Origin of the sequence: Amycolatopsis silviterrae (assembly GCF_042684085.1) — a bacterium.
In the GTDB taxonomy this organism is placed as follows: Bacteria; Actinomycetota; Actinomycetes; order Mycobacteriales; family Pseudonocardiaceae; genus Amycolatopsis; species Amycolatopsis silviterrae.
This window is the reverse complement of sequence record NZ_JBHUKS010000026.1, coordinates 224,980-243,035: the sequence shown is the minus strand read 5'-3', so window position 1 is coordinate 243,035 and position 18,056 is coordinate 224,980. Positions and strand designations below refer to the sequence as shown.

Below are 18,056 nucleotides of genomic sequence, written 5' to 3'. Positions count from 1 at the left end.
GGCATTGCCTCTCATGTCGAGAGAAAGCATGTGTTTGCCCTCTCGTCAGCGCCGACTTACCGTCGGTTCCGTGGCACTCGCACCCGCTCCGCCCCGCCGTCGCCCCGCGCTGGTGACGTTCTGGCGTTCGACCATCGGCAAGAAGGCCGTCATGGCCGTCACCGGGCTGATGTTCGTCGCGTTCCTGTTCGTGCACATGGCCGGGAACCTCAAGGTTTTCCTTGGCCCGCAGCATTTCGACGACTACGGGGCCTGGCTGCGCACCATCGGCGAACCGGTGCTGCAGAACGCCTGGTACCTCTCGATCCAGCGGGTCGTGCTCCTGATCGCGTTGGTGCTGCACGTGGTCGCCGCCGTGCAACTGTCCAAACGGGACCGGCGAGCGCGCCCGGTGAAGTACGCGCACGGCCAGCGGCGCAAGGCCAGCTTCGCGACGCACACCATGCGCTGGGGCGGCGCCACGCTGGCGCTCTACATCGTGTGGCACATCCTCGACCTCACCGTCGGCGTGGCCAACCAGGACTTCCGCGACGGCCACCCGTACCACAACGTCGTCGCGGACTTCCAGGTCTGGTGGGTCAACCTGATCTACATCGTCGCGCTGCTGATGCTCGGCCTGCACATCAACCACGGCTTCTGGAGCGCGGCGCAGACCCTCGGCATCGCCAGCAAGACGCGGGACCGGGCCTTGAAGACCGTGGGGACCGTGCTCGCCGTCGTGATCACCGGCGGTTTCCTGATCGTGCCGATCGCCGTGATGGCGGGATGGGTGGCCTGACATGAGCGACTACACGCTCGGCGAGCCGATCGCCGACGACCGCGCGCCGGACGGCCCGATCGAGGAACGCTGGGACAGCCGCCGTTTCGGCGCGAAGCTGGTCAACCCGGCCAACCGGCGGCGGCACCGGATCATCGTGGTGGGCACCGGCCTCGCCGGCGCGTCCGCCGGGGCGACGCTCGCCGAGCAGGGCTACCACGTGGTCCAGTTCTGTTTCCAGGACTCGCCGCGGCGCGCGCACTCCGTCGCCGCGCAGGGCGGGATCAACGCGGCGAAGAACTACCGCAACGACGGCGATTCGGTCTACCGGCTGTTCTACGACACGGTGAAGGGCGGCGACTTCCGGTCCCGGGAGTCCAATGTGTACCGGCTGGCGCAGGTGTCGACGCAGATCATCGACCAGGCGGTGGCACAGGGCGTGCCGTTCGCCCGGGAGTACGGCGGGCTGCTCGACACCCGTTCGTTCGGCGGCGTGCAGGTGCAGCGGACGTTCTACGCGCGCGGCCAGACCGGTCAGCAGCTGCTGCTCGGCGCGTACCAGGCGCTGGCGCGGCAGATCGACGCCGGCGGCGTGGAAATCCACCCGCGCACGGAGATGCTGGACCTGATCGTGTCCGACGGCCGGGCCCGCGGCATCGTCGCGCGCGACCTGGTGACCGGGGAGGTGACCACTCATCTGGCGGACGCCGTGGTCCTCGCGACCGGCGGCTACGGCAACGTCTTCTACCTGTCCACCAACGCGAAGGGCTCCAACGCCACCGCGATCTGGCGGGCGCACAAACGCGGCGCGTACTTCGCCAACCCGTGCTTCACGCAGATCCACCCGACCTGCATCCCGCGTTCCGGCGAGCACCAGTCGAAGCTCACCCTGATGAGCGAGTCACTGCGCAACGACGGACGGATCTGGGTCCCGAAGCAGCCGCGCGATCCCCGTCCGCCGCAGGAGATCCCGGAGTCCGAACGGGACTACTACCTGGAGCGGATGTACCCGAGCTTCGGCAACCTGGTGCCGCGCGACATCGCCTCGCGGGCGGCGAAGAACGTCTGCGACGCCGGGTTCGGCGTCGGTCCCGGCGGGCTCGGCGTGTACCTCGACTTCGCGGACGCGATCGAGCGGATGGGCCGCCCGGCGGTGGAAGCCAAGTACGGCAACCTGTTCGACATGTACGAGCGGATCACCGCGGAGAACCCGTACGAGGTCCCGATGCGGATCTACCCGGCGATCCACTACACGATGGGCGGTCTGTGGGTCGACTACGACCTGCAGAGCACCGTGCCCGGCCTGTTCGTGATCGGCGAGGCCAACTTCTCCGACCACGGCGCGAACCGGCTCGGCGCGTCCGCCCTGATGCAGGGCCTGGCGGACGGCTACTTCGTCCTCCCGGCCACCCTCAACGACTACATCGCCCGCGGCAGCTTCCCCGCCCTCGACCCGGCGGACCCCGCTGTCGCGTCCGCGGAAACCGCTGTCCGCGAACGGCTCGAACGGCTGCTGTCCGTGCGCGGCACCCGCAGCGTCGACTCGTTCCACCGCGAACTCGGGCACCTGATGTGGGATCACTGCGGCATGTCCCGCTCCGCCGAGGGCCTGCGCAAAGCACTCGACCGCATCCCGGGACTGCGCGCCGAATTCTGGCGGGACGTCCGCGTCCCCGGCACTGGCGCGGAGCTGAACCAGGAACTCGAAAAGGCCGGCCGCGTCGCCGACTTCCTGGAACTGGCGGAACTCCTGCTCCTGGACGCACTGGTCCGCGAAGAGTCCTGCGGCGGTCATTTCCGCGAGGAACACCAGACCGGAGACGGCGAGGCGCAACGCGACGACGAGCGGTTCTCCTACGTCTCGGCCTGGGAATACGGCGAGAAGCCGGTGCTGCATCAGGAAATCCTGAACTTCGAGCACGTCCACCCCACCCAGCGGAGCTACACGTGAAACTCACCTTGCGAGTCTGGCGCCAGTCCGGCCCGGACGACGACGGCAGGCTGGTCGACTACCCGGTCGACGACGCCAGCCCGGACATGTCCTTCCTGGAACTCCTGGACGTCCTCAACCAGCACCTCATCGAGGACGGCGCCCAGCCGATCGCCTTCGACCACGACTGCCGCGAAGGCATCTGCGGCTCCTGCGGCGTCGTCATCAACGGCCGCGCGCACGGCCCCGAACGCACCACCACCTGCCAGCTCCACCTGCGCTCCTTCCAGGACGGCGACGTACTGGACGTGGAACCCTGGCGCGCCAAGGGTTTCCCGGTGATCAAGGACCTGGTGGTCGACCGCTCGGCGTTCGACCGCATCATCGAGGCAGGCGGCTACGTCACCGCCCCCACCGGCAGCGCGCCCGAAGCACACGCGACCCCCGTGCCCAAACCGGACGCGGACCTGGCCTTCGACAACGCCACCTGCATCGGCTGCGGCGCCTGCGTGGCGGCCTGCCCGAACGGTTCGGCAATGCTCTTCACCGCGGCGAAAGTCGCACACCTGAACTCGCTGCCGCAGGGCCAGCCGGAACGCGCGCAGCGGGTGCTCGACATGGTGGACACCATGGACGCGGCCGACTTCGGCGGCTGCACCAACACCGGCGAATGCGTCGCTTCGTGTCCGAAGGGCATCCCGCTGACGAGCATCGCGAACCTCAACCGCGAGTTCATGAAGGCCAGCCGCACCCGCCGTTAACCCCAATGCCAGGAACTTGAGCTGCGAGGCGCCGAGCCTTTCGACCGTCCACAAAGGACGCCAGGCTCGGCGAAATGCCCGATTAATACCCATGTGACCGGGTGTGCAGGGCTGTGAGGGACTCCCTGAGGGAATCTGATTCCCTCAGGGAGTCCCTCACAGACGATGATCCTGCTCTCGCCGCTCGTGCTGGGCCTGGCAAGAGCCCGCCGGCTCTTTTGGCCGGGGCGGACGCGCCTCACGCCGCACACATGACGCAGCCTCAAGTTCCTCGCATTGGCCGTTAACCCCCATCCGGACGCGAAACTCGCCGTGCGCGAGTGCCGTTCCGAGCAGGACGAGCCGCAGGGTCCGTTCGGTGGCGTCAGTCACCAGCTCCGCGGTCCTGGCGATCGCTTCGGGCAGCGAGAGCGGCGCGGGCAGGATCCCGGCGAACGCGTCGATTCCGGCGTCATGGGCGGTCCTCGCGCCGACCCCGATCGTCCCGGCGAGCGCGATCACCGGCTTGCCGTGCCGTTTCGCCTGACGGGCCACCTCGCCGGGCACCTTGCCGGACGGCGACTGCGCGTCGAGCGCGCCTTCCGCGGTGAGCACGAGGTCTGTCCCCGGCAGCGCGGCCGCCAGTGCGGCGCGGCCAGGCAGGACCTCGAACCGGGGCACCAGGCGCGCGCCGAGCGCACCGGCGAGCCCGGCGCCGAGCCCGCCCGACGCGCCGCCGCCCGGGGCGGTCCGCAGGTCGGCGCCGCAGTGGTGTTCGAGGAGTTTCGCCCAGTGGTCCATTGTCGCGGACAGGCTGTCGGCCTGGTCGGCGGTCGCCCCCTTCTGCGCGCCGAAGACCCTGGCGACGCCTCGCGGGCCGGTGAGCACGTTGTGCTCGTTGCACGCGACCACCACATCCGCCGACGCAAGCCGCTCGTCCAGGCCGGACAGGTCGAGCTGGACGACGTCGGCGAGGGCGGTGCCGTCCGGGCGCACCGGCGTCCCGTTCGCGTCGAGGAATTTCGCGCCCAGCGCGTGCAGGGCGCCCGCCCCGCCGTCGCAGGTCCCGGAGTCGCCGCAGCCGACGACGATCCGGCGGCAGCCCGCGTCGAGAGCGGCGGCGATCAGCTCGCCGACCCCGTGCGTCGTGGTCCGGCCGGGATCCCGCAGCCGCGCGGGCACCAGGCGCAGCCCGGCGGCCGCCGCCATCTCCACGAAACCGGTGCGCGGCCCGTCTCCGCCGAGAATCGCGAAGTGCGCGGAAACCGGGTCTCCGACCGGGCCGGTGACGACGGCCGGGACGAGTTCGCCGCCGGTCGCCGCGGCGAGCGTCCGCGCGGAACCCTCGCCTCCGTCGGCCAGCGGAACGAGGTCGACGACCGCGCCGGGGACGACCCGGCGGATGCCCGCGGCGATCGCGGCGGCCACCTCCTCCGCCGGGAGGGATTCCTTGAAACCGCTGGGAGCGACGAGGAAACGCGTAGGCATGACGGTCCTTTCAGTCCTAATGAGACAGTTCTAATCGGACACTGACAGTGGGAGACCGAGCGTCGGCCACACGGCGACGGCGAAGCCGAGGACGAGCACCACCACGAGCGGTCCCAGCACCGCCGAGAGCCGGGCGAGATCCGCTCCGCGATAACCGGGCACGTCCGGTACGGCGGCGAACAAGGCGACCGGTTTCGCCGACGAGGGAAGGGTGTGGCAGAAGCCGGCCGCGACGGTCGAGGCGAACGCGACGGCGGCCGGGTTCAGCCCGAAGCCGGCCGCCAGCGGGATCACCAGCGGTACGAGCACCGAGGAACGGGCAGAACGGGACTGCAGCACCAGATGCGCGGCGGCGCTCAGCACGACGACGGCCACCAGGAACCCGGCCGCGGAACCGCCCGACCCCAACACCAGCCCGGCCAGCCAGCCCGCAGCCCCGGTGGCCGCCAGCGCGGTGCCGAGCACCGCCGTCGAAGCCATGAACACCAGCAGCGACCACGGAACCGAGCCGAACGCCGGTCCCAGGCTGATCGTGCCGAGCCGTGGCGAGGTGATCAGCAGCGCGCCACCGAGCGCGACGAGCGCCGGCGACAACCCGTGCCAGGATTCGGTGCACCACAAGGAAACCACCAGCGCGAGAACGGCCAGCGCGCGCCACTGTCCCCCGCTGAGCGCGCTTTTTTCGTGCGGGATCGAGAGCCGGACCCGGCGGTCCGCGCGGCCGGTGGCGGTGAGCAGCACGACCTCGGCCGCGAGATGCGAGCTGACCACCGCGAACGGCAGGCCCAGCAGCAGCCACTGGCCGTAGCCGATGCCCTGCCCGGTCGCGGTCTCCAGCAGCTGGTTGGTGATCACGTGCGCACCCGCGCCGATCAGGGTCGCCGCCGCGGACAGCAGGATGACGGTCGGGAACAGCAAAGCCAGGGCGCGCACGAGCCGCCGCTGCCCGGCGAGCGCCTTCGCCAGCGCGACGAACACCGGGAGGGCGAGCGCGGCGCGCCCGGACGTGGCCGGGACCGCGAGTGCCGTTCCGGTCAGCGCCGCGGTGACCAGGTGCGCGAGCTGGCGCGGGGTGCGTGCCTTCGCCGCCAGCGCCATGGCGGCCTTCTCCGGCAATCCGGTCGCACCGAGCCCGGCGGCGAGCACGAACGCGGCGATGAGCAGCCAGATCGTCTCGCCGCCGAGGGCGCCGAACACGGCGGAAGCCTTGATGACGCCGGCGAACGCGAGGACGGCCACCGCGGCGAGGCCGACGAAGGTGTCGTCGAGCCGGCCGGAAACCCAGGCGACCACGGCCAGCGCGAACACCGCGAGCGCGATCCGGCCGTGCGTGCCCGGCGCGGCGCCGGACGGGAGAAGGATGATCGCGGTGACGAGAACGGACCCGGCGGCGAACGGCCACAGCGGGACCGTGCCGCGCACCGCCGGGCGCACCGCAGTCGGGTTGGTCATACGGCCGAGCCTGCCGACCGCGGCTGAGCCGTGCGTGAAGCCCGGATGAGAGGATCTTCATCCGGGCGTCAGGTCAGGCGGTACCCCATGCCCCGCACGGTTTCGATCCGTTCCGCCCCGAGCTTGCGGCGCAGCGTGCGGACGTAGACGTCGACCACGTTGGACCCGGGATCGAAGTCGTATCCCCACACGTGCGACAGGATCTGCTCGCGGGCCAGCACCTGGCCGGGATGCCGCAGGAACAGCTCCAGCAGCGAGAATTCGCGGGCGGTCAGGTCCACCAGGGACTCCGGGATCCGCGCCCGGCGGGTGCGCAGGTCCAGCGCCAGCGACCCGTGCCGCAGCACGCCGGACTCCGCCTTCGCCTCCCCGGCGCGCAGCCGCAGCCGCACCCGGGCCAGCAGTTCCTCGAACCGGAACGGCTTGGTCATGTAGTCGTCGGCCCCGCCTTCGAGCCCGGCCACGGTGTCGTGCACCGAGTCCCGCGCCGTCAGGATGAGCACCGGGGTCGGCACGTTCGCCGCGCGCATCTCCCGCAGCACCTCGAAGCCGTCCCGCCGCGGCAGGCCGAGGTCGAGGACCATCAGGTCGTGCCCGCCGGCGAGCGCGGCGGCCAGCGCCGCGTCCCCGTCTTCCACCACCGTGGTGGCGAACCCGTTGGCCCGCAGTCCTTTTTCCACGAAGGAGGCGATCCGCCGCTCGTCCTCCGCGATCAGGATCCGTCCCATCACACCGCCTCCGGCTGTTGCTCGCGGACCCCGGCGGGCAGCTCGATCCCGAACGTCGCGCCCTCGCCCGGCGCCGAACGCACCCAGGCCCGGCCGCGGTGCGCCTCGGCGATCGCCTTCACGATCGCGAGCCCCAGCCCGGCCCCGCTCCGTTCGCCGCCGCCCGCCCGGGCGAACCGCTCGAAAATCCGCTCCGCGTCCTCCGGCGGGACGCCCGGCCCGGAGTCGGCCACCCAGAACGACACTGCGCCGTCATCGGCTGACGAACCGATCCGGATCACCGCGCCCCCGGCGGTCTGCTGCACCGCGTTCTGGGCCAGCTGCAGCACCGCCTGGGTGACCCGCTGCGGATCGAGCACGGCCTCGCCCTCGCCCACCGACTCCAGCGACCACCTCCGGTCGGCGATCGCGCGGGCCTTCGCCTCGATGTCGCTGGTCAGTTCCGGCACCGAAACCCGTTCCAAGCGCAGGAAGTCCGGCTGCTCGGTCTTCGCCAGCAGCAGCAGGTCGCCGACGATCCGGGCCATCCGGTCGAGTTCGTCGGTGCACAGCCGCACCACCTCGGCGCGCTCGGCCGGGTCGTCGCCCATCACCTCGAGGTGCCCGCGGACGATCGTGATCGGCGTGCGCAGCTCGTGCCCCGCGTCGTCGAGGAACTGGCGGCGGGTGCGGAACGCCCGCTCCAGCCGGTCCAGCATCGCGTTGAACTGCTCCGCGAGCGCCGCGATGTCGTCGCGCCCGTGCACCGGGATGCGGTGGGTGAGGTCGTCCCCGGTCAGCGCCGCGGCCGCCTGGCGGACTGTCCGCACCGGAGCCAGGATCCGGCCCGCCGCCAGCCACGACACCCCGGCGGCGAGCACCAGCGCGACCAGGCTCACCCACAGCAGCGTCCGGACCGTGCCGGAGGCGTCCTCGCGCAGCCGGTCGACGAAGTACCCCGCGACGAACCAGGCCCGCGGCGGCCCGCCCGCCTGCTCCGCGACGTCGACCCGGAGGAACCGCAGGCTCCCGGCCGCGGTGGCGATCGTGCCGGTGCCCGAGGGCTCCGCGACCAGCCGCCGCAGCAGCGCCTGGTCCAGCCGGACGTGCTCGATCGACCGGTCCGCCTGCGCCAGCGGCTCCAGCCGGGCCCCGGCGTCGACGACGCCGATCAGCACCTCCGCCTCGTGCACGTACTGGGTGCGCAGGTGCCGGTCGAACACCGCGCGCGGCGACGCCACCGGAACGCCGCTCTGGTCGCTGCCGACCGCGGCGAACGTGCGGAACTCGGTCGCGTCCTGTTCGAGCGCGCGATTGACGCGGTCGTCGACCGCGGCGTACTCGAACTCGCTCACCAGCAGCACGACCGTCGCGAGCCCCGCGGTCATCAGGAGCACGAACCAGCCCATGATCCGCGCCCGCGCAGGAATCCGGCTGCCCCGGGGTGCCGGTTCAGTCGTCGAAGAGGTCATCGAAGGGATCGTCGTCATCGTCGGTCTTCGGCGCCGGGGGCGGCAGCCGGCCCGGGGCGCCGGCGGAGGACGGCAGCGGCGCGGCAGGGGACTCGCCGATCCGCACGGCGGGCGGCACCCGCGGCGGATCCGGATCGGCGGCCAGCGCGACGGCGACGCCCGCGCCGACCGGCAGGAGCAGGACGCCGACGAACGCGGCGATGCGAGGTACCCGGCTCATGCCCCCACCGTCTCCGGTCCCGGCGAAGACCGGATGAGGCGGAGATGAGGATTTCTTCATCTGCCCACCCTCGCCGCACCGCGCCTTCTCCGCCACCAATGCCAAGGACTCAAGTCGGCACCGTTGAGGCTCGTCTGCCGAGGTCGAACGGGCTGGCCAGGGCCGATGCGTCTCACGGCAGAGCGGCGGCAGCGGATGCCGTCGTCCGTGAGGGGAACCCTCACGGACTCTGATTCCCTCAGGGTTCCCCTCACGGACCTTCGGATATGGTCATATGGGCATCAACCGGGAGGGGCGCGCTGGGGCCGCCGACGGCTGGTCCATCCACAAAGGACCGGCCCGCGCGGCACGTGCCCGGGGACGTTCCGCTCGTCGCGCCCCGGAAACCCGGCTGCGCCCCGCCCGCCCCACCGGCTAAGCTCACCGCCCATGGGTGCATTCTTCGCATTGACCCGCTTCCGCCGCCGCTGAGCGCCGGAAGCCCTCCGCCGCTCCTTCAGCAGAGCCCACCCCGGCCGCCGTTCCCGGCCCCCGGGACACTTCTTCCTGCCGCGGAGCACTACACCCATGTCTGCCCTTCCCTACGGCGGACGGCACGAACTCGGCCAGAACTTCCTGACCGACCCCGCCGTCATCGCCGCCGTCTGCACCGCCGCCAGCCGCACCACCGGTCCCCTGGTGGAACTGGCCGCGGGCGACGGAGCCCTCACCCTCCCGCTCAGCCGCACCGGCCGCCCCGTCACCGCCGTGGAACTGGACCCCCGCCGAGCAAGCCGCCTTGCCCGGCGGACCGGTGCCAACGTCGAGGTCGTCCACGGCGATCTTCTCCGGCACCGGCTGCCGGACGTCCCGCACACCGTCGTCGGCAACCTCCCCTTCCACCTCACCACCGCGGCCCTGCGCCGCCTGTTCCGCCAGCGGCACTGGGAACTCGCGGTGCTGCTGGTGCAATGGGAAGTCGCCCGTCGCCGCGCGGGCATCGGCGGTGCCTCCCAGATGACCGCGTCCTGGTGGCCGTGGTTCGAGTTCTCCGTCCCGGCCAAGGTCCCGGCGCACGCCTTCCGCCCCCGCCCGGCCGTCGACGGCGGGATCCTCGTGATGGCCCGCCGGCCGGAACCGCTCGTCGAGAACCAGGCTGGCTATCAGGAGTTCGTGCGCGAAGTCTTCACCGGCCGCGGACGCGGGCTGGCCGGAATCCTCCCCCGCACCGGACACCTCAGCGCCCGGGCGGCGCGCAACTGGCTCGCCCGGCACCGGCTGTCCCCGCAAGCACTCCCCCGGGACCTGACCGCCGAGCACTGGGCCTCGCTGTGGCACCTGGCCCTGCATCAACGAACCCGATGCAGCGCACCGGAAAGCTCCGCTTTCCCGCGCCCCCGCCCCTGACGAATAGTGAACCGGAAGCGACGAAAGGCGGTTCCGGCAATGGACCACAGCGACTGGGTGCACGAGGCGGCGCACCTGCGGCCCCGCACCGCGGCCTTTGTGGACGGCGATTGGCTCACCCCCAAGTCGGGCAAGACTTTCGCCGACCTCAACCCCGCCACCGGGCACCCAGTCGCGCACGTGGCCGAAGGCGGCCCCGACGAAATCGACCTCGCGGTCGGGGCCGCCCGGCGCGCGTTCGAGGACGGCCGCTGGTCCGCCCCGGCCGAACGCAAGAAACGCCTCCTGAAGCTCGCCGACCTGATCCGTTCTCACGAACGCGAACTAGCCCTCTGCGACACCCTCGACGTCGGCCGTCCGATCACGGACACGTTCGACCAGGACGTACCCGCGACCGCCGAGTGTTTCGCCTGGTACGCCGAAGCAATCGACAAGCGCTACGATGAGGTCGCCCCCACTCCGCCCGGCAATTTCGCCACCATCCAGCGCGTCCCGCTCGGCGTGGTGGGCGCAGTCGTACCGTGGAACTTCCCGCTGGACATCGCCGGGTGGAAACTCGCCCCGGCACTGGCCGCGGGCAACAGCGTCGTCCTCAAACCCGCTGAACAATCGCCGCTGTCCGCGCTGCGGCTGGCGGAACTGGCCGCCGAGGCAGGCATTCCGGACGGGGTCCTGAACGTCGTCCCGGGCTTCGGCGAGACCGCGGGCCAAGCGCTCGGGCAGCATCCGGACGTCGACGTCCTCGCCTTCACCGGATCGACCCCGGTAGGCGGGCTGTTCCTGCGCTACGCCGGGGAATCGAACCTCAAGCAGGTCTGGCTGGAATGCGGCGGAAAGAGCCCGGTCGCGGTGTTCGCCGACGCCGACCTCGAAGCCGCCGCAGCCCAGGTCGCCTTCGGCTTCTGCGCGAACTCCGGCCAAGTCTGCTCCGCCACCACCCGCCTGCTCGTCCAAGCGGAAGCGGCCGACGACTTCCTGGCTCTGCTCCGCGAAAAGGTCGCCGCGTGGGTGCCCGGCGACCCGCTGGACCCGGCCACGAAGCTCGGCCCGATGATCGACGAACCCGCCGCGGCCCGGGTACTGGCCGCAGTCGAGGCCAGCACCGGGACCGTCCTCGCAGGCGGCACCCGCCGGGGCGCGTTCCTCGACCCAACTATCGTGACCGGCCTGCGCCCGGACGACCCGCTGGTCACCGACGAACTCTTCGGCCCAGTACTCGCCACGCAGACCTTCGAGTCCGAAGCCGAAGCCATCCGTCTCGCGAACGACACCCCCTACGGCCTCGCCGCCTCGGTCTGGACCCGGGACCTCGCCCGCGCACACCGCGTCTCGGACGGAATCCACGCCGGAACCGTCTCGGTGAACACAGTGGACGCCCTCAGCACCGCCACCCCGTTCGGCGGCTTCAAGCAGTCCGGCTTCGGCCGCGACCTCTCCCTGCATTCGTTCGACAAGTACACCGGCCTCAAAACGGTCTGGACCGCCTACGCCTGACCGAGGTCCCGCCCGGTCTCCGCGGCCAGGTAGCCGAGCAGCAGTTCCCGCACCCTGGCCGCGGACAGGCTGGTGTTGCGCCCGGCCAGATGCAGGCCGTACGCGTCCTCCAGCGCGACCGCATTCGCCGCGATGTCCGCCGCAGGCGACCGCAGCTCGAACATCCCGGTGTCCCGTCCGTGCGCGAGCGCGGCCGAGTACAGCGAGACCTCGCGGTCCCAGAGCGCGGTCATCAGCACGGCATGCGCCGGGTTGCGCGCCGCGTGGACGTGCATTTCGTACAGCACCCGGCTCAGCGGATCCCCCTCCGCGTCCGGGAGCCCCGCGTCGACCAGCCGCACCAGCCGCCGGGCCGGGTCTTCCTCCACCTCGGCGGCCCGCGCCCGCGCCCAGTAGAACCGGTCGACCGCGTCCCGGTGCAGTTCGAACAGCAGGTCGTCGAGGTCCGGGTAGTAATAGCTGACCGACCCGGCCGACAGCCCCGCTTCCTCCGCGACGTCCCGCACCCGCAGGCCCGCCAGCCCCCGTGTCCGGATCGCGCGACCGGCCGCCGCCACCAGCTCGTCGCGCCGCTTCGCCTGGTCCTTGGGTCGTGCCACGTCCAGGATTATTGATGACGAGCATCGAAAAACCCAACCGGCACAGGGCTTGCCACCCGGACAGCGAGGGCGCATTCTTTGCGACAGACCGCAAAGAATGAGGAGACGCGCATGGCCCACCCCCTCTCGCGCCTGACCGAAGCCGAGGTCGCCGGCAACCGCGCGCTGCTGGTCGAAGCCGGAATCGCGACCGAGCACACCCGGTTCGCGCTCGTCTCCCTGCTCGAACCGGCCAAGGCGGCCGTGCTGGCCTGGCAGCCGGGCGACCCGGCGGACCGGCGCGTCCGTTCGCTGCTGCTGGACCGGCAGACCGGCGACGTACGCGAGGTGGTCGTCTCGCTGACCGCTGGTGAAGTCGTGGCCGACCGGGCGGTGGACGTCGTCGCCGAGGGGCAGCCGCCGATCCTGCACGAGGAGTTCGACCTGGTCGAGGAGATCCTCTGGGCGGACGAGGCGTGGAACGCCGCGATGGGCCGTCGCGGCATCGAAGAACCCCGTTCGGTCCGGATCTCCGCGCTCAGCGCCGGGTGCTTCGACATCCCCGGCGAGACCGGCCTGCGGCTCGTGCGCTGCCTGGCGTTCCTGCAGCTGAACAAGGACGACAACCTCTGGGCGCACCCGATCGACGGCGTGGTGGCCTACGTCGACCTGATCGCCGGCCGCGTGCACGACCTGATCGACGACGGCCCGGCCGACATCCCGCGCACCGCCTACGACTACCACCTCGACGGCCCCGAGCGGACCACCCAGAAGCCCATCGTGATCACCCAGCCCGAGGGGCCGAGCTTCACCGTCGACGGCGACGCCGTCACGTGGGAGAAGTGGCAGTTCCGGATCGGGTTCAACGCCGTGGAAGGCCTTACCCTGCACCAAATCGGCTTCCAGGACGGCGAACGGCTGCGTCCGGTGGTCTACCGCGCCTCGGTCGCCGAGATGGTCGTGCCGTACGGCGATCCCAGCCCGGTCCGGTTCTGGCAGAACTACTTCGACGCGGGCGAGTACTCCCTGGGCAAGGAAGCCAATTCCCTCACTCTCGGCTGCGACTGTCTCGGCGAGATCCGCTACTTCGACGCCGTGCTGCATGACGACGACGGCCACCCGCACACCATCGCCAACGCGATCTGCATGCACGAGGAAGACGCCGGAGTGCTGTGGAAGCACACTGACCACTACAACGGCAGTGTTTCGACCCGCAGGCAGCGGCGGCTGGTCATCTCGTTCTTCGTGACAGTCGGCAATTACGACTACGGCTTCTACTGGTACCTCTACCTCGACGGCACGATCGAACTCGAGTGCAAGGCCACCGGCATCGTCTTCACGTCCGCGTTCCCGAGCGGCACCGAGGACTATCCGTGGGCGAGCGAAATCGCCCCGGGCGTCGGCGCGCCGTTCCACCAGCACCTGTTCTCCGCGCGGCTGGACATGATGGTCGACGGCCTCGCGAACGCCGTGGACGAGATCGACGCGCAGCGCGTGCCGATAGGCCCCGGCAACCCGCACGGCAACGCCTTCACCCGCAAGATCACCAGACTGGCCAAGGAATCCGAGGCGGCGAGGCTCGCCGACGGCACCGTCGGTCGAACCTGGCGGATCAGCAATCCCGGTTCCCGCAACGCACTCGGGCAGCCGGTCGGCTACACGCTGCACCCGGAGGGCCTGCCGCCGCTGCTCGCCGACGACGCGTCGTCCATCGCCCGCCGCGCCGCCTTCACCCGGAAGCACCTGTGGGTCACCGCATACGCCGAGGACGAGCGGTTCCCGGCCGGCGAGTACGTCAACCAGAACGACGGCACCACCGGCATCGACACCTGGATCCAGGCCGACCGCGACCTCGACGGCACTGACCTCGTCGTGTGGCATACCTTCGGGCTCACGCACTACCCGCGCACCGAGGACTGGCCGATCATGCCCGTCGACCACACCGGATTCACCCTCAAACCGAGCGGATTCTTCGACGCCAACCCCGCGCTGGACACGCCCGCGCCGCGACCGCAGCATCCCGATTGCTGCCGCTGAGGCAGGATGTCGGCATGAGCGAGCCTTCCTTCACCCTCGTGCAGCTGCGCTACTTCGAGGCGGCGGCACGGCACCTGAGCATGACGGCCGCGTCGAAGGAACTGATGGTGTCGCAGTCGGCCGTCTCGACCGCCATCGCGCAGCTGGAGAAGGAAATGGGCGTGCAGTTCCTGCTGCGCCACCACGCCCGCGGGCTCAGCCTGACCACCGCGGGCGAGCAGTTCTACAAGCGGGTGCTGGATTTCCTGGCGCACGGCGCGGAACTCGTCGAGACCGCCCGGCAATCCGGCACCGATCTGGTCGGCACGCTCACCGTCGGCTGCTTCACCACCCTCGCGCCGTTCCGTCTGCCGGGCTTGCTGGCCGAGTTCGAGGCCCGGCATCCGCGCGTCCACGTGTCCCTGCGCGAGGGCGAGCACAAGGCGCTCAAAGGCGCGCTGCGATCCGGCGAAACCGAACTGGCGATGCTGTACAGCTACGACCTCGACGACGACATCGACCGCGAGGTGGTCGGCACCGCCTCCCCGTACGCGCTCGTCGCCGAAGACCATCGGCTCGCGCGGCGGAAGAGCCGCAAAGTGTCGTTGCAGGAGCTGGCCGAGGAGCCGATGGTGCTGCTCGATCTGCCGCACAGCCGGGAGTACCTGCAGTCGATCCTCAGCGACGCCGGGGTCGCGCCGCGAGTCCGGCACCGCACCAGCGGGTACGAGACGGTGCGCGCGCTGGTCGCTTCCGGGCACGGCTTCGCACTGCTCAACCAGCGTCCGCCGGACGACACGACTTACGCCGGTGCCCGCGTCGTGCCGCTCACGCTGACCGACGAAGTCCCGTCGCTGGAGATCGTCCTCGCCACGATGCGCGGCGTCCGCCTCACCCGGCGGGCGCAGGAGTTCCGGGAGCTGTGCCGCGCGCTGTACTCCTCGTGAGCGGCAATGCCGGTTCTAACCCAATGCTGGGAACCTAAGCCGCGTCGCCTCGGCCTGCTTTCGTCCACAATGGACGCCAACCGCACCGAAACGCCCGATTGATGCCCGTCTGACCGTATCTTCACATCCGTGAGGGGAACCCTGACGGAATCAGATTCCCTCAGGGTTCCCCTCACGGACCGCAAACCCGCCCCCGGCACCGTCAGCGCCGGCTTAAGCTACGCGGCATTGGGTTAGAACCGGCATTCGCACTCACGAGCCCCAGCACCTCGCGAAAGACCCGAAACCCCGTCCCCTCCGCCGCATCCAAGGCCAGGCTGCGGCGGTAATACGCACTGAGGTCGAGCCCGACCCCGATGCCGTACACCTCGGTGTCGCTCTGTTCCAGCCCGTCCGCCACCTGCACCAGATGACGGTCGAGGTAACGCTCCTCATTGGCCAGCGCGGTCGCCCCGTCCATCGGGCTGCCGTCCGACAGCACGAAAACCAGCCGGCGGCGCACGTCGCACGCCCGCGCCCGTTCGGCCGCCCACGCCAAGGCCTCGCCGTCGATGCCTTCGCGGAACAGATCGGCCTTGAGGAGCGCAGCGATGTCCCGCCGAGCGCGTCGCCACGGTGTCGCCGCGTCCTTGAACACCAGGTGCCGGCGCTCGTTGAGCCGTCCCGGCTGCTTCGGCCGCCCGGCGCGCATCCAGTCCCGCCGCGCCCGGCCGCCGTGCCAGGCACCGGTGGTGAAGCCGAGGATCTCGGAGCTGGCCCCGGCGAGATCGAGCGCGCGGGCGAAGAGATCCACCAGCACCGCAACGGTTTCCCGGTGCGCTTTCATCGAACCCGAGCAGTCGATCAGGAAGGTGACCAGCACGTCGGCGACCGGCTCGGTCCGTTCGACCCGGAACACCCGGTGGTCCGCGGGCGCCGCGATCAAGCGGGCGAGCGCACGGCCGTCGATCTGGCCTTCCTCCTGCGCACCGTCCCACCCGGACCGCTGCGGCCGGGCGAGCACCGCCGTCAGTTCCCGGGCGAGCCGGGCCACGTTGACCCCTTGCTTCGCGACCCGGGCGTCCAGCCGCTCGCGCAGTTCCCGCAGCAATTCCGGCCGCACCAGCGGTCCCGCCCGGTCCTCGCGGTCGTACGCGGTGGTGAAAACCTGATAGGACCCGGCCGCGACCGGTCCTTTGTGGTCGCCGAGGCCCGCCGTGCCGCCTTCCTCGGTGCCTGTTTCATCGTCAAAGTCAAGCAGCAGCGCGAAAGCCGCGGTTTCCGGCTCGTCCTCGGAAGACTCGTCTTCCTCCGGTTCCAGCAGTGCCGCGACCGCTTCGGCAAGCGCCCGCGCCGATTCAGCGAACGCGGCCTGGTCGGCCCGGTGGCGGCGGAGCCCGGCCAAGTGCGTCCCCAGCATCGGCGCGATCGCCGCCCGGGTCGCCTCGATCAGGTCCTCGGTCTCCTCCACGACCGGCTCGCCGGTGATCCGCGCCCGCGCGACCTGCGCAACGGTGTAGAGCAGCACGCCGCGCGCGGTCTCGGTCAGTCCATTGTGGTGCGCCGAAAGCGACCAGCGCTCGTGCCGCCGCCGCAGATTCGCCGTCACCCCGGGAAAACCGGCCGGTACCAGCGATTCCACCCGGAACTGCTCCAGCAGCTCAAACAGCAGCCGCTCGACGCCGCCGCGAGGCCGGAGCCTGCGGTGCAGCTCCCGATCGGACCGCGCCAGGTGCAGCGCCATGCCGTCCGCCGCGCCGCGAAAAGACCGCAGATCCTCGTCCTCCGCACGCAAATGCGGCGCGGGCATCGGGGCCAGCCGGGTGCCGCGATGCAAGCGACCACCCCGGAAATGCGCGTCCGGCGCACCGCTGACCGCCCGGATCGCCGCCGCGGACAATTCCTCAACTTCCTGGCGATGCCGGGTTTCCGACGTGCTCACGCCGCGGCGAGTTCCCGGTCGAAACAGCGCTGGAAGTACTCGGCGACCACCGGCCGTTCCGCCTCGTCGCATTTGTTGAGGAAGGTCAACCGGAACGCAGTCGCCGGGTCGCTGAAGATCTCGCAGTTCTCCGCCCAGGTGATGACCGTGCGCGGCGACATCAGCGCGGACAGGTCGCCGGCCCGGAACCCCTCGCGGGTCAGCCCGGCGACCGCCACCATCGCCTCGGCGAGCGGCCCGGCCAGCCGCGGCACCCGCGCCCGCACGATCGCGGCTTCCTCCTCCGGCGGCAGGTAATCCAGCGCCGCGACGATGTTCCACCGGTCGATCTGCGCGTGGTTGAGCCGCTGCACCCCGTGGTAGAGGCCGTTGAGATTGCCCAGCCCGACGGTGTTGGCGGTGGCGAACAGCCGGAAGCCCGGATGCGGGCGCAGCACGGTGTTGCTGTCGATCAGGGTGAACTTGCCGTCCCGTTCGAGCAGCCGCTGGATGACGAACATGACGTCCGGCCGTCCCGCGTCGTACTCGTCGAGGATCAGCGCGACCGGCCGCCGCAGCGACCACGGCACGATCCCCTCGCGGAATTCGGTGACCTGCTTGCCGTCGCGCAGCACCACCGCGTCCTTGCCGACGAGGTCGAGCCGGCTGAGGTGGCCGTCGAGATTCACCCGCAGGCACGGCCAGTTCAGCCGCGCGGCGACCTGTTCGACGTGGGTGGACTTGCCGGTGCCGTGCAGTCCCTGCACGAGCACCCGCCGGTTGTGCGCGAACCCGGCCAGCAGAGCGAGGGTCACGTCCGGGTTGAACCGGTAGGCCGGGTCGAGGTCCGGCACGTGCTCGTCCGGTTCGGAAAAGCCGGGGACCACCAGGTTCGAGTCGAGCCCGAACGCGTCGCGCACGGCGATCCGGGCGTCGGGGCCGTTGCCGGGCAACGAGTTCATCGAGAGA

Annotated in this window: 15 protein-coding genes; 7 read left to right on the top strand and 8 right to left on the bottom strand. The window is 70.9% G+C overall.

Annotated features, from left to right (window positions below):
• Nucleotides 1-70: 70 nt before the first annotated feature.
• Genes ACFSVL_RS32485 through ACFSVL_RS32475 form a run of 3 tightly spaced genes read left to right on the top strand, consistent with a single transcriptional unit; the run spans nucleotide 71 to nucleotide 3,448 of the window.
• Nucleotides 71-778: a succinate dehydrogenase cytochrome b subunit gene (locus ACFSVL_RS32485; protein WP_378309590.1), complete on the top strand. Its 708-nt coding sequence runs from the start codon at nucleotides 71-73 to the stop codon at nucleotides 776-778.
• Nucleotide 779: 1 nt separating this feature from the next.
• On the top strand, nucleotides 780-2,708 hold the full coding sequence (locus tag ACFSVL_RS32480) for a fumarate reductase/succinate dehydrogenase flavoprotein subunit (RefSeq protein ID WP_378309588.1): 1,929 nt from the start codon (nucleotides 780-782) through the stop codon (nucleotides 2,706-2,708).
• The gene (locus ACFSVL_RS32475; protein WP_378309586.1) at nucleotides 2,705-3,448 is read left to right on the top strand and encodes a succinate dehydrogenase/fumarate reductase iron-sulfur subunit; all 744 of its coding nucleotides are present in this window, start codon (nucleotides 2,705-2,707) and stop codon (nucleotides 3,446-3,448) included. The genes ACFSVL_RS32480 and ACFSVL_RS32475 overlap by 4 nt, the downstream gene beginning before the upstream one ends.
• Nucleotides 3,449-3,604: 156 nt before the next feature.
• On the opposite strand, the gene ACFSVL_RS32470 is transcribed toward ACFSVL_RS32475, so the two are convergent.
• The 5 genes from ACFSVL_RS32470 to ACFSVL_RS32450 all read right to left on the bottom strand — a co-directional run bounded on the left by ACFSVL_RS32470 (nucleotide 3,605) and on the right by ACFSVL_RS32450 (nucleotide 8,766).
• Nucleotides 3,605-4,915, bottom strand: coding sequence for a glycerate kinase family protein (locus ACFSVL_RS32470; protein WP_378309584.1), 1,311 nt, complete (start codon nucleotides 4,913-4,915; stop codon nucleotides 3,605-3,607).
• Between the two features lie 30 nt (nucleotides 4,916-4,945).
• Nucleotides 4,946-6,367, bottom strand: a complete 1,422-nt coding sequence (locus ACFSVL_RS32465) for an SLC13 family permease (protein ID WP_378309582.1) — start codon at nucleotides 6,365-6,367, stop codon at nucleotides 4,946-4,948.
• Between the two features lie 68 nt (nucleotides 6,368-6,435).
• On the bottom strand, nucleotides 6,436-7,095 hold the full coding sequence (locus ACFSVL_RS32460) for a response regulator transcription factor (RefSeq protein WP_378309581.1): 660 nt from the start codon (nucleotides 7,093-7,095) through the stop codon (nucleotides 6,436-6,438).
• On the bottom strand, nucleotides 7,095-8,546 hold the full coding sequence (locus tag ACFSVL_RS32455) for a sensor histidine kinase (RefSeq protein ID WP_378309579.1): 1,452 nt from the start codon (nucleotides 8,544-8,546) through the stop codon (nucleotides 7,095-7,097). Before ACFSVL_RS32455 ends, ACFSVL_RS32460 begins: the two co-directional genes overlap by 1 nt.
• Entirely contained in the window at nucleotides 8,527-8,766 is a 240-nt protein-coding gene (locus tag ACFSVL_RS32450) for a hypothetical protein (protein ID WP_378309577.1), read from the bottom strand. The genes ACFSVL_RS32455 and ACFSVL_RS32450 overlap by 20 nt, the downstream gene beginning before the upstream one ends.
• A 567-nt stretch (nucleotides 8,767-9,333) precedes the next feature.
• Here ACFSVL_RS32450 and erm point away from each other — a divergent pair.
• Both erm and ACFSVL_RS32440 read left to right on the top strand, forming a co-directional pair.
• Entirely contained in the window at nucleotides 9,334-10,152 is an 819-nt protein-coding gene (gene erm / locus ACFSVL_RS32445) for a 23S ribosomal RNA methyltransferase Erm (RefSeq protein WP_378309576.1), read from the top strand.
• A gap of 39 nt (nucleotides 10,153-10,191) precedes the next feature.
• A complete protein-coding gene (locus ACFSVL_RS32440; protein ID WP_378309574.1) occupies nucleotides 10,192-11,646 on the top strand; it encodes an aldehyde dehydrogenase in 1,455 nt (484 codons plus the stop codon).
• On the opposite strand, the gene ACFSVL_RS32435 is transcribed toward ACFSVL_RS32440, so the two are convergent.
• Nucleotides 11,637-12,245: a TetR/AcrR family transcriptional regulator gene (locus ACFSVL_RS32435; RefSeq protein WP_378309572.1), complete on the bottom strand. Its 609-nt coding sequence runs from the start codon at nucleotides 12,243-12,245 to the stop codon at nucleotides 11,637-11,639. The two genes, ACFSVL_RS32440 and ACFSVL_RS32435, sit on opposite strands and share 10 nt — an antisense overlap.
• A 78-nt stretch (nucleotides 12,246-12,323) precedes the next feature.
• Here ACFSVL_RS32435 and ACFSVL_RS32430 point away from each other — a divergent pair, with 78 nt between their 5' ends.
• Nucleotides 12,324-14,261: a primary-amine oxidase gene (locus ACFSVL_RS32430; protein ID WP_378309571.1), complete on the top strand. Its 1,938-nt coding sequence runs from the start codon at nucleotides 12,324-12,326 to the stop codon at nucleotides 14,259-14,261.
• A 14-nt stretch (nucleotides 14,262-14,275) separates the two neighbouring features.
• Nucleotides 14,276-15,187 (top strand): LysR substrate-binding domain-containing protein, encoded by a 912-nt coding sequence (locus ACFSVL_RS32425; RefSeq protein WP_378309569.1) that lies wholly within the window; start codon nucleotides 14,276-14,278, stop codon nucleotides 15,185-15,187.
• Nucleotides 15,188-15,389: 202 nt separating this feature from the next.
• On the opposite strand, the gene ACFSVL_RS32420 is transcribed toward ACFSVL_RS32425, so the two are convergent.
• The gene (locus ACFSVL_RS32420) at nucleotides 15,390-17,108 is read right to left on the bottom strand and encodes a cobaltochelatase CobT-related protein (RefSeq protein ID WP_378309567.1); all 1,719 of its coding nucleotides are present in this window, start codon (nucleotides 17,106-17,108) and stop codon (nucleotides 15,390-15,392) included.
• Nucleotides 17,105-18,049 carry an AAA family ATPase gene (locus ACFSVL_RS32415; RefSeq protein ID WP_378309565.1) on the bottom strand — a complete coding sequence of 315 codons (945 nt, stop codon included), beginning with the start codon at nucleotides 18,047-18,049 and terminating at the stop codon, nucleotides 17,105-17,107. Before ACFSVL_RS32415 ends, ACFSVL_RS32420 begins: the two co-directional genes overlap by 4 nt.
• Between the last annotated feature and the right edge of the window lie 7 nt (nucleotides 18,050-18,056).

Coding starts and splice junctions, on each gene's coding strand:
- ACFSVL_RS32440 (WP_378309574.1), top strand. CDS start 10,192: ATGGACCACAGCGACTGGGTGCACGAGGCGGCGCACCTGCGGCCCCGC.
- erm (WP_378309576.1), top strand. CDS start 9,334: ATGTCTGCCCTTCCCTACGGCGGACGGCACGAACTCGGCCAGAACTTC.
- ACFSVL_RS32460 (WP_378309581.1), bottom strand. CDS start 7,095: ATGGGACGGATCCTGATCGCGGAGGACGAGCGGCGGATCGCCTCCTTC.
- ACFSVL_RS32415 (WP_378309565.1), bottom strand. CDS start 18,049: ATGAACTCGTTGCCCGGCAACGGCCCCGACGCCCGGATCGCCGTGCGC.
- ACFSVL_RS32470 (WP_378309584.1), bottom strand. CDS start 4,915: ATGCCTACGCGTTTCCTCGTCGCTCCCAGCGGTTTCAAGGAATCCCTC.
- ACFSVL_RS32465 (WP_378309582.1), bottom strand. CDS start 6,367: ATGACCAACCCGACTGCGGTGCGCCCGGCGGTGCGCGGCACGGTCCCG.
- ACFSVL_RS32450 (WP_378309577.1), bottom strand. CDS start 8,766: ATGAGCCGGGTACCTCGCATCGCCGCGTTCGTCGGCGTCCTGCTCCTG.
- ACFSVL_RS32455 (WP_378309579.1), bottom strand. CDS start 8,546: ATGACCTCTTCGACGACTGAACCGGCACCCCGGGGCAGCCGGATTCCT.
- ACFSVL_RS32425 (WP_378309569.1), top strand. CDS start 14,276: ATGAGCGAGCCTTCCTTCACCCTCGTGCAGCTGCGCTACTTCGAGGCG.
- ACFSVL_RS32480 (WP_378309588.1), top strand. CDS start 780: ATGAGCGACTACACGCTCGGCGAGCCGATCGCCGACGACCGCGCGCCG.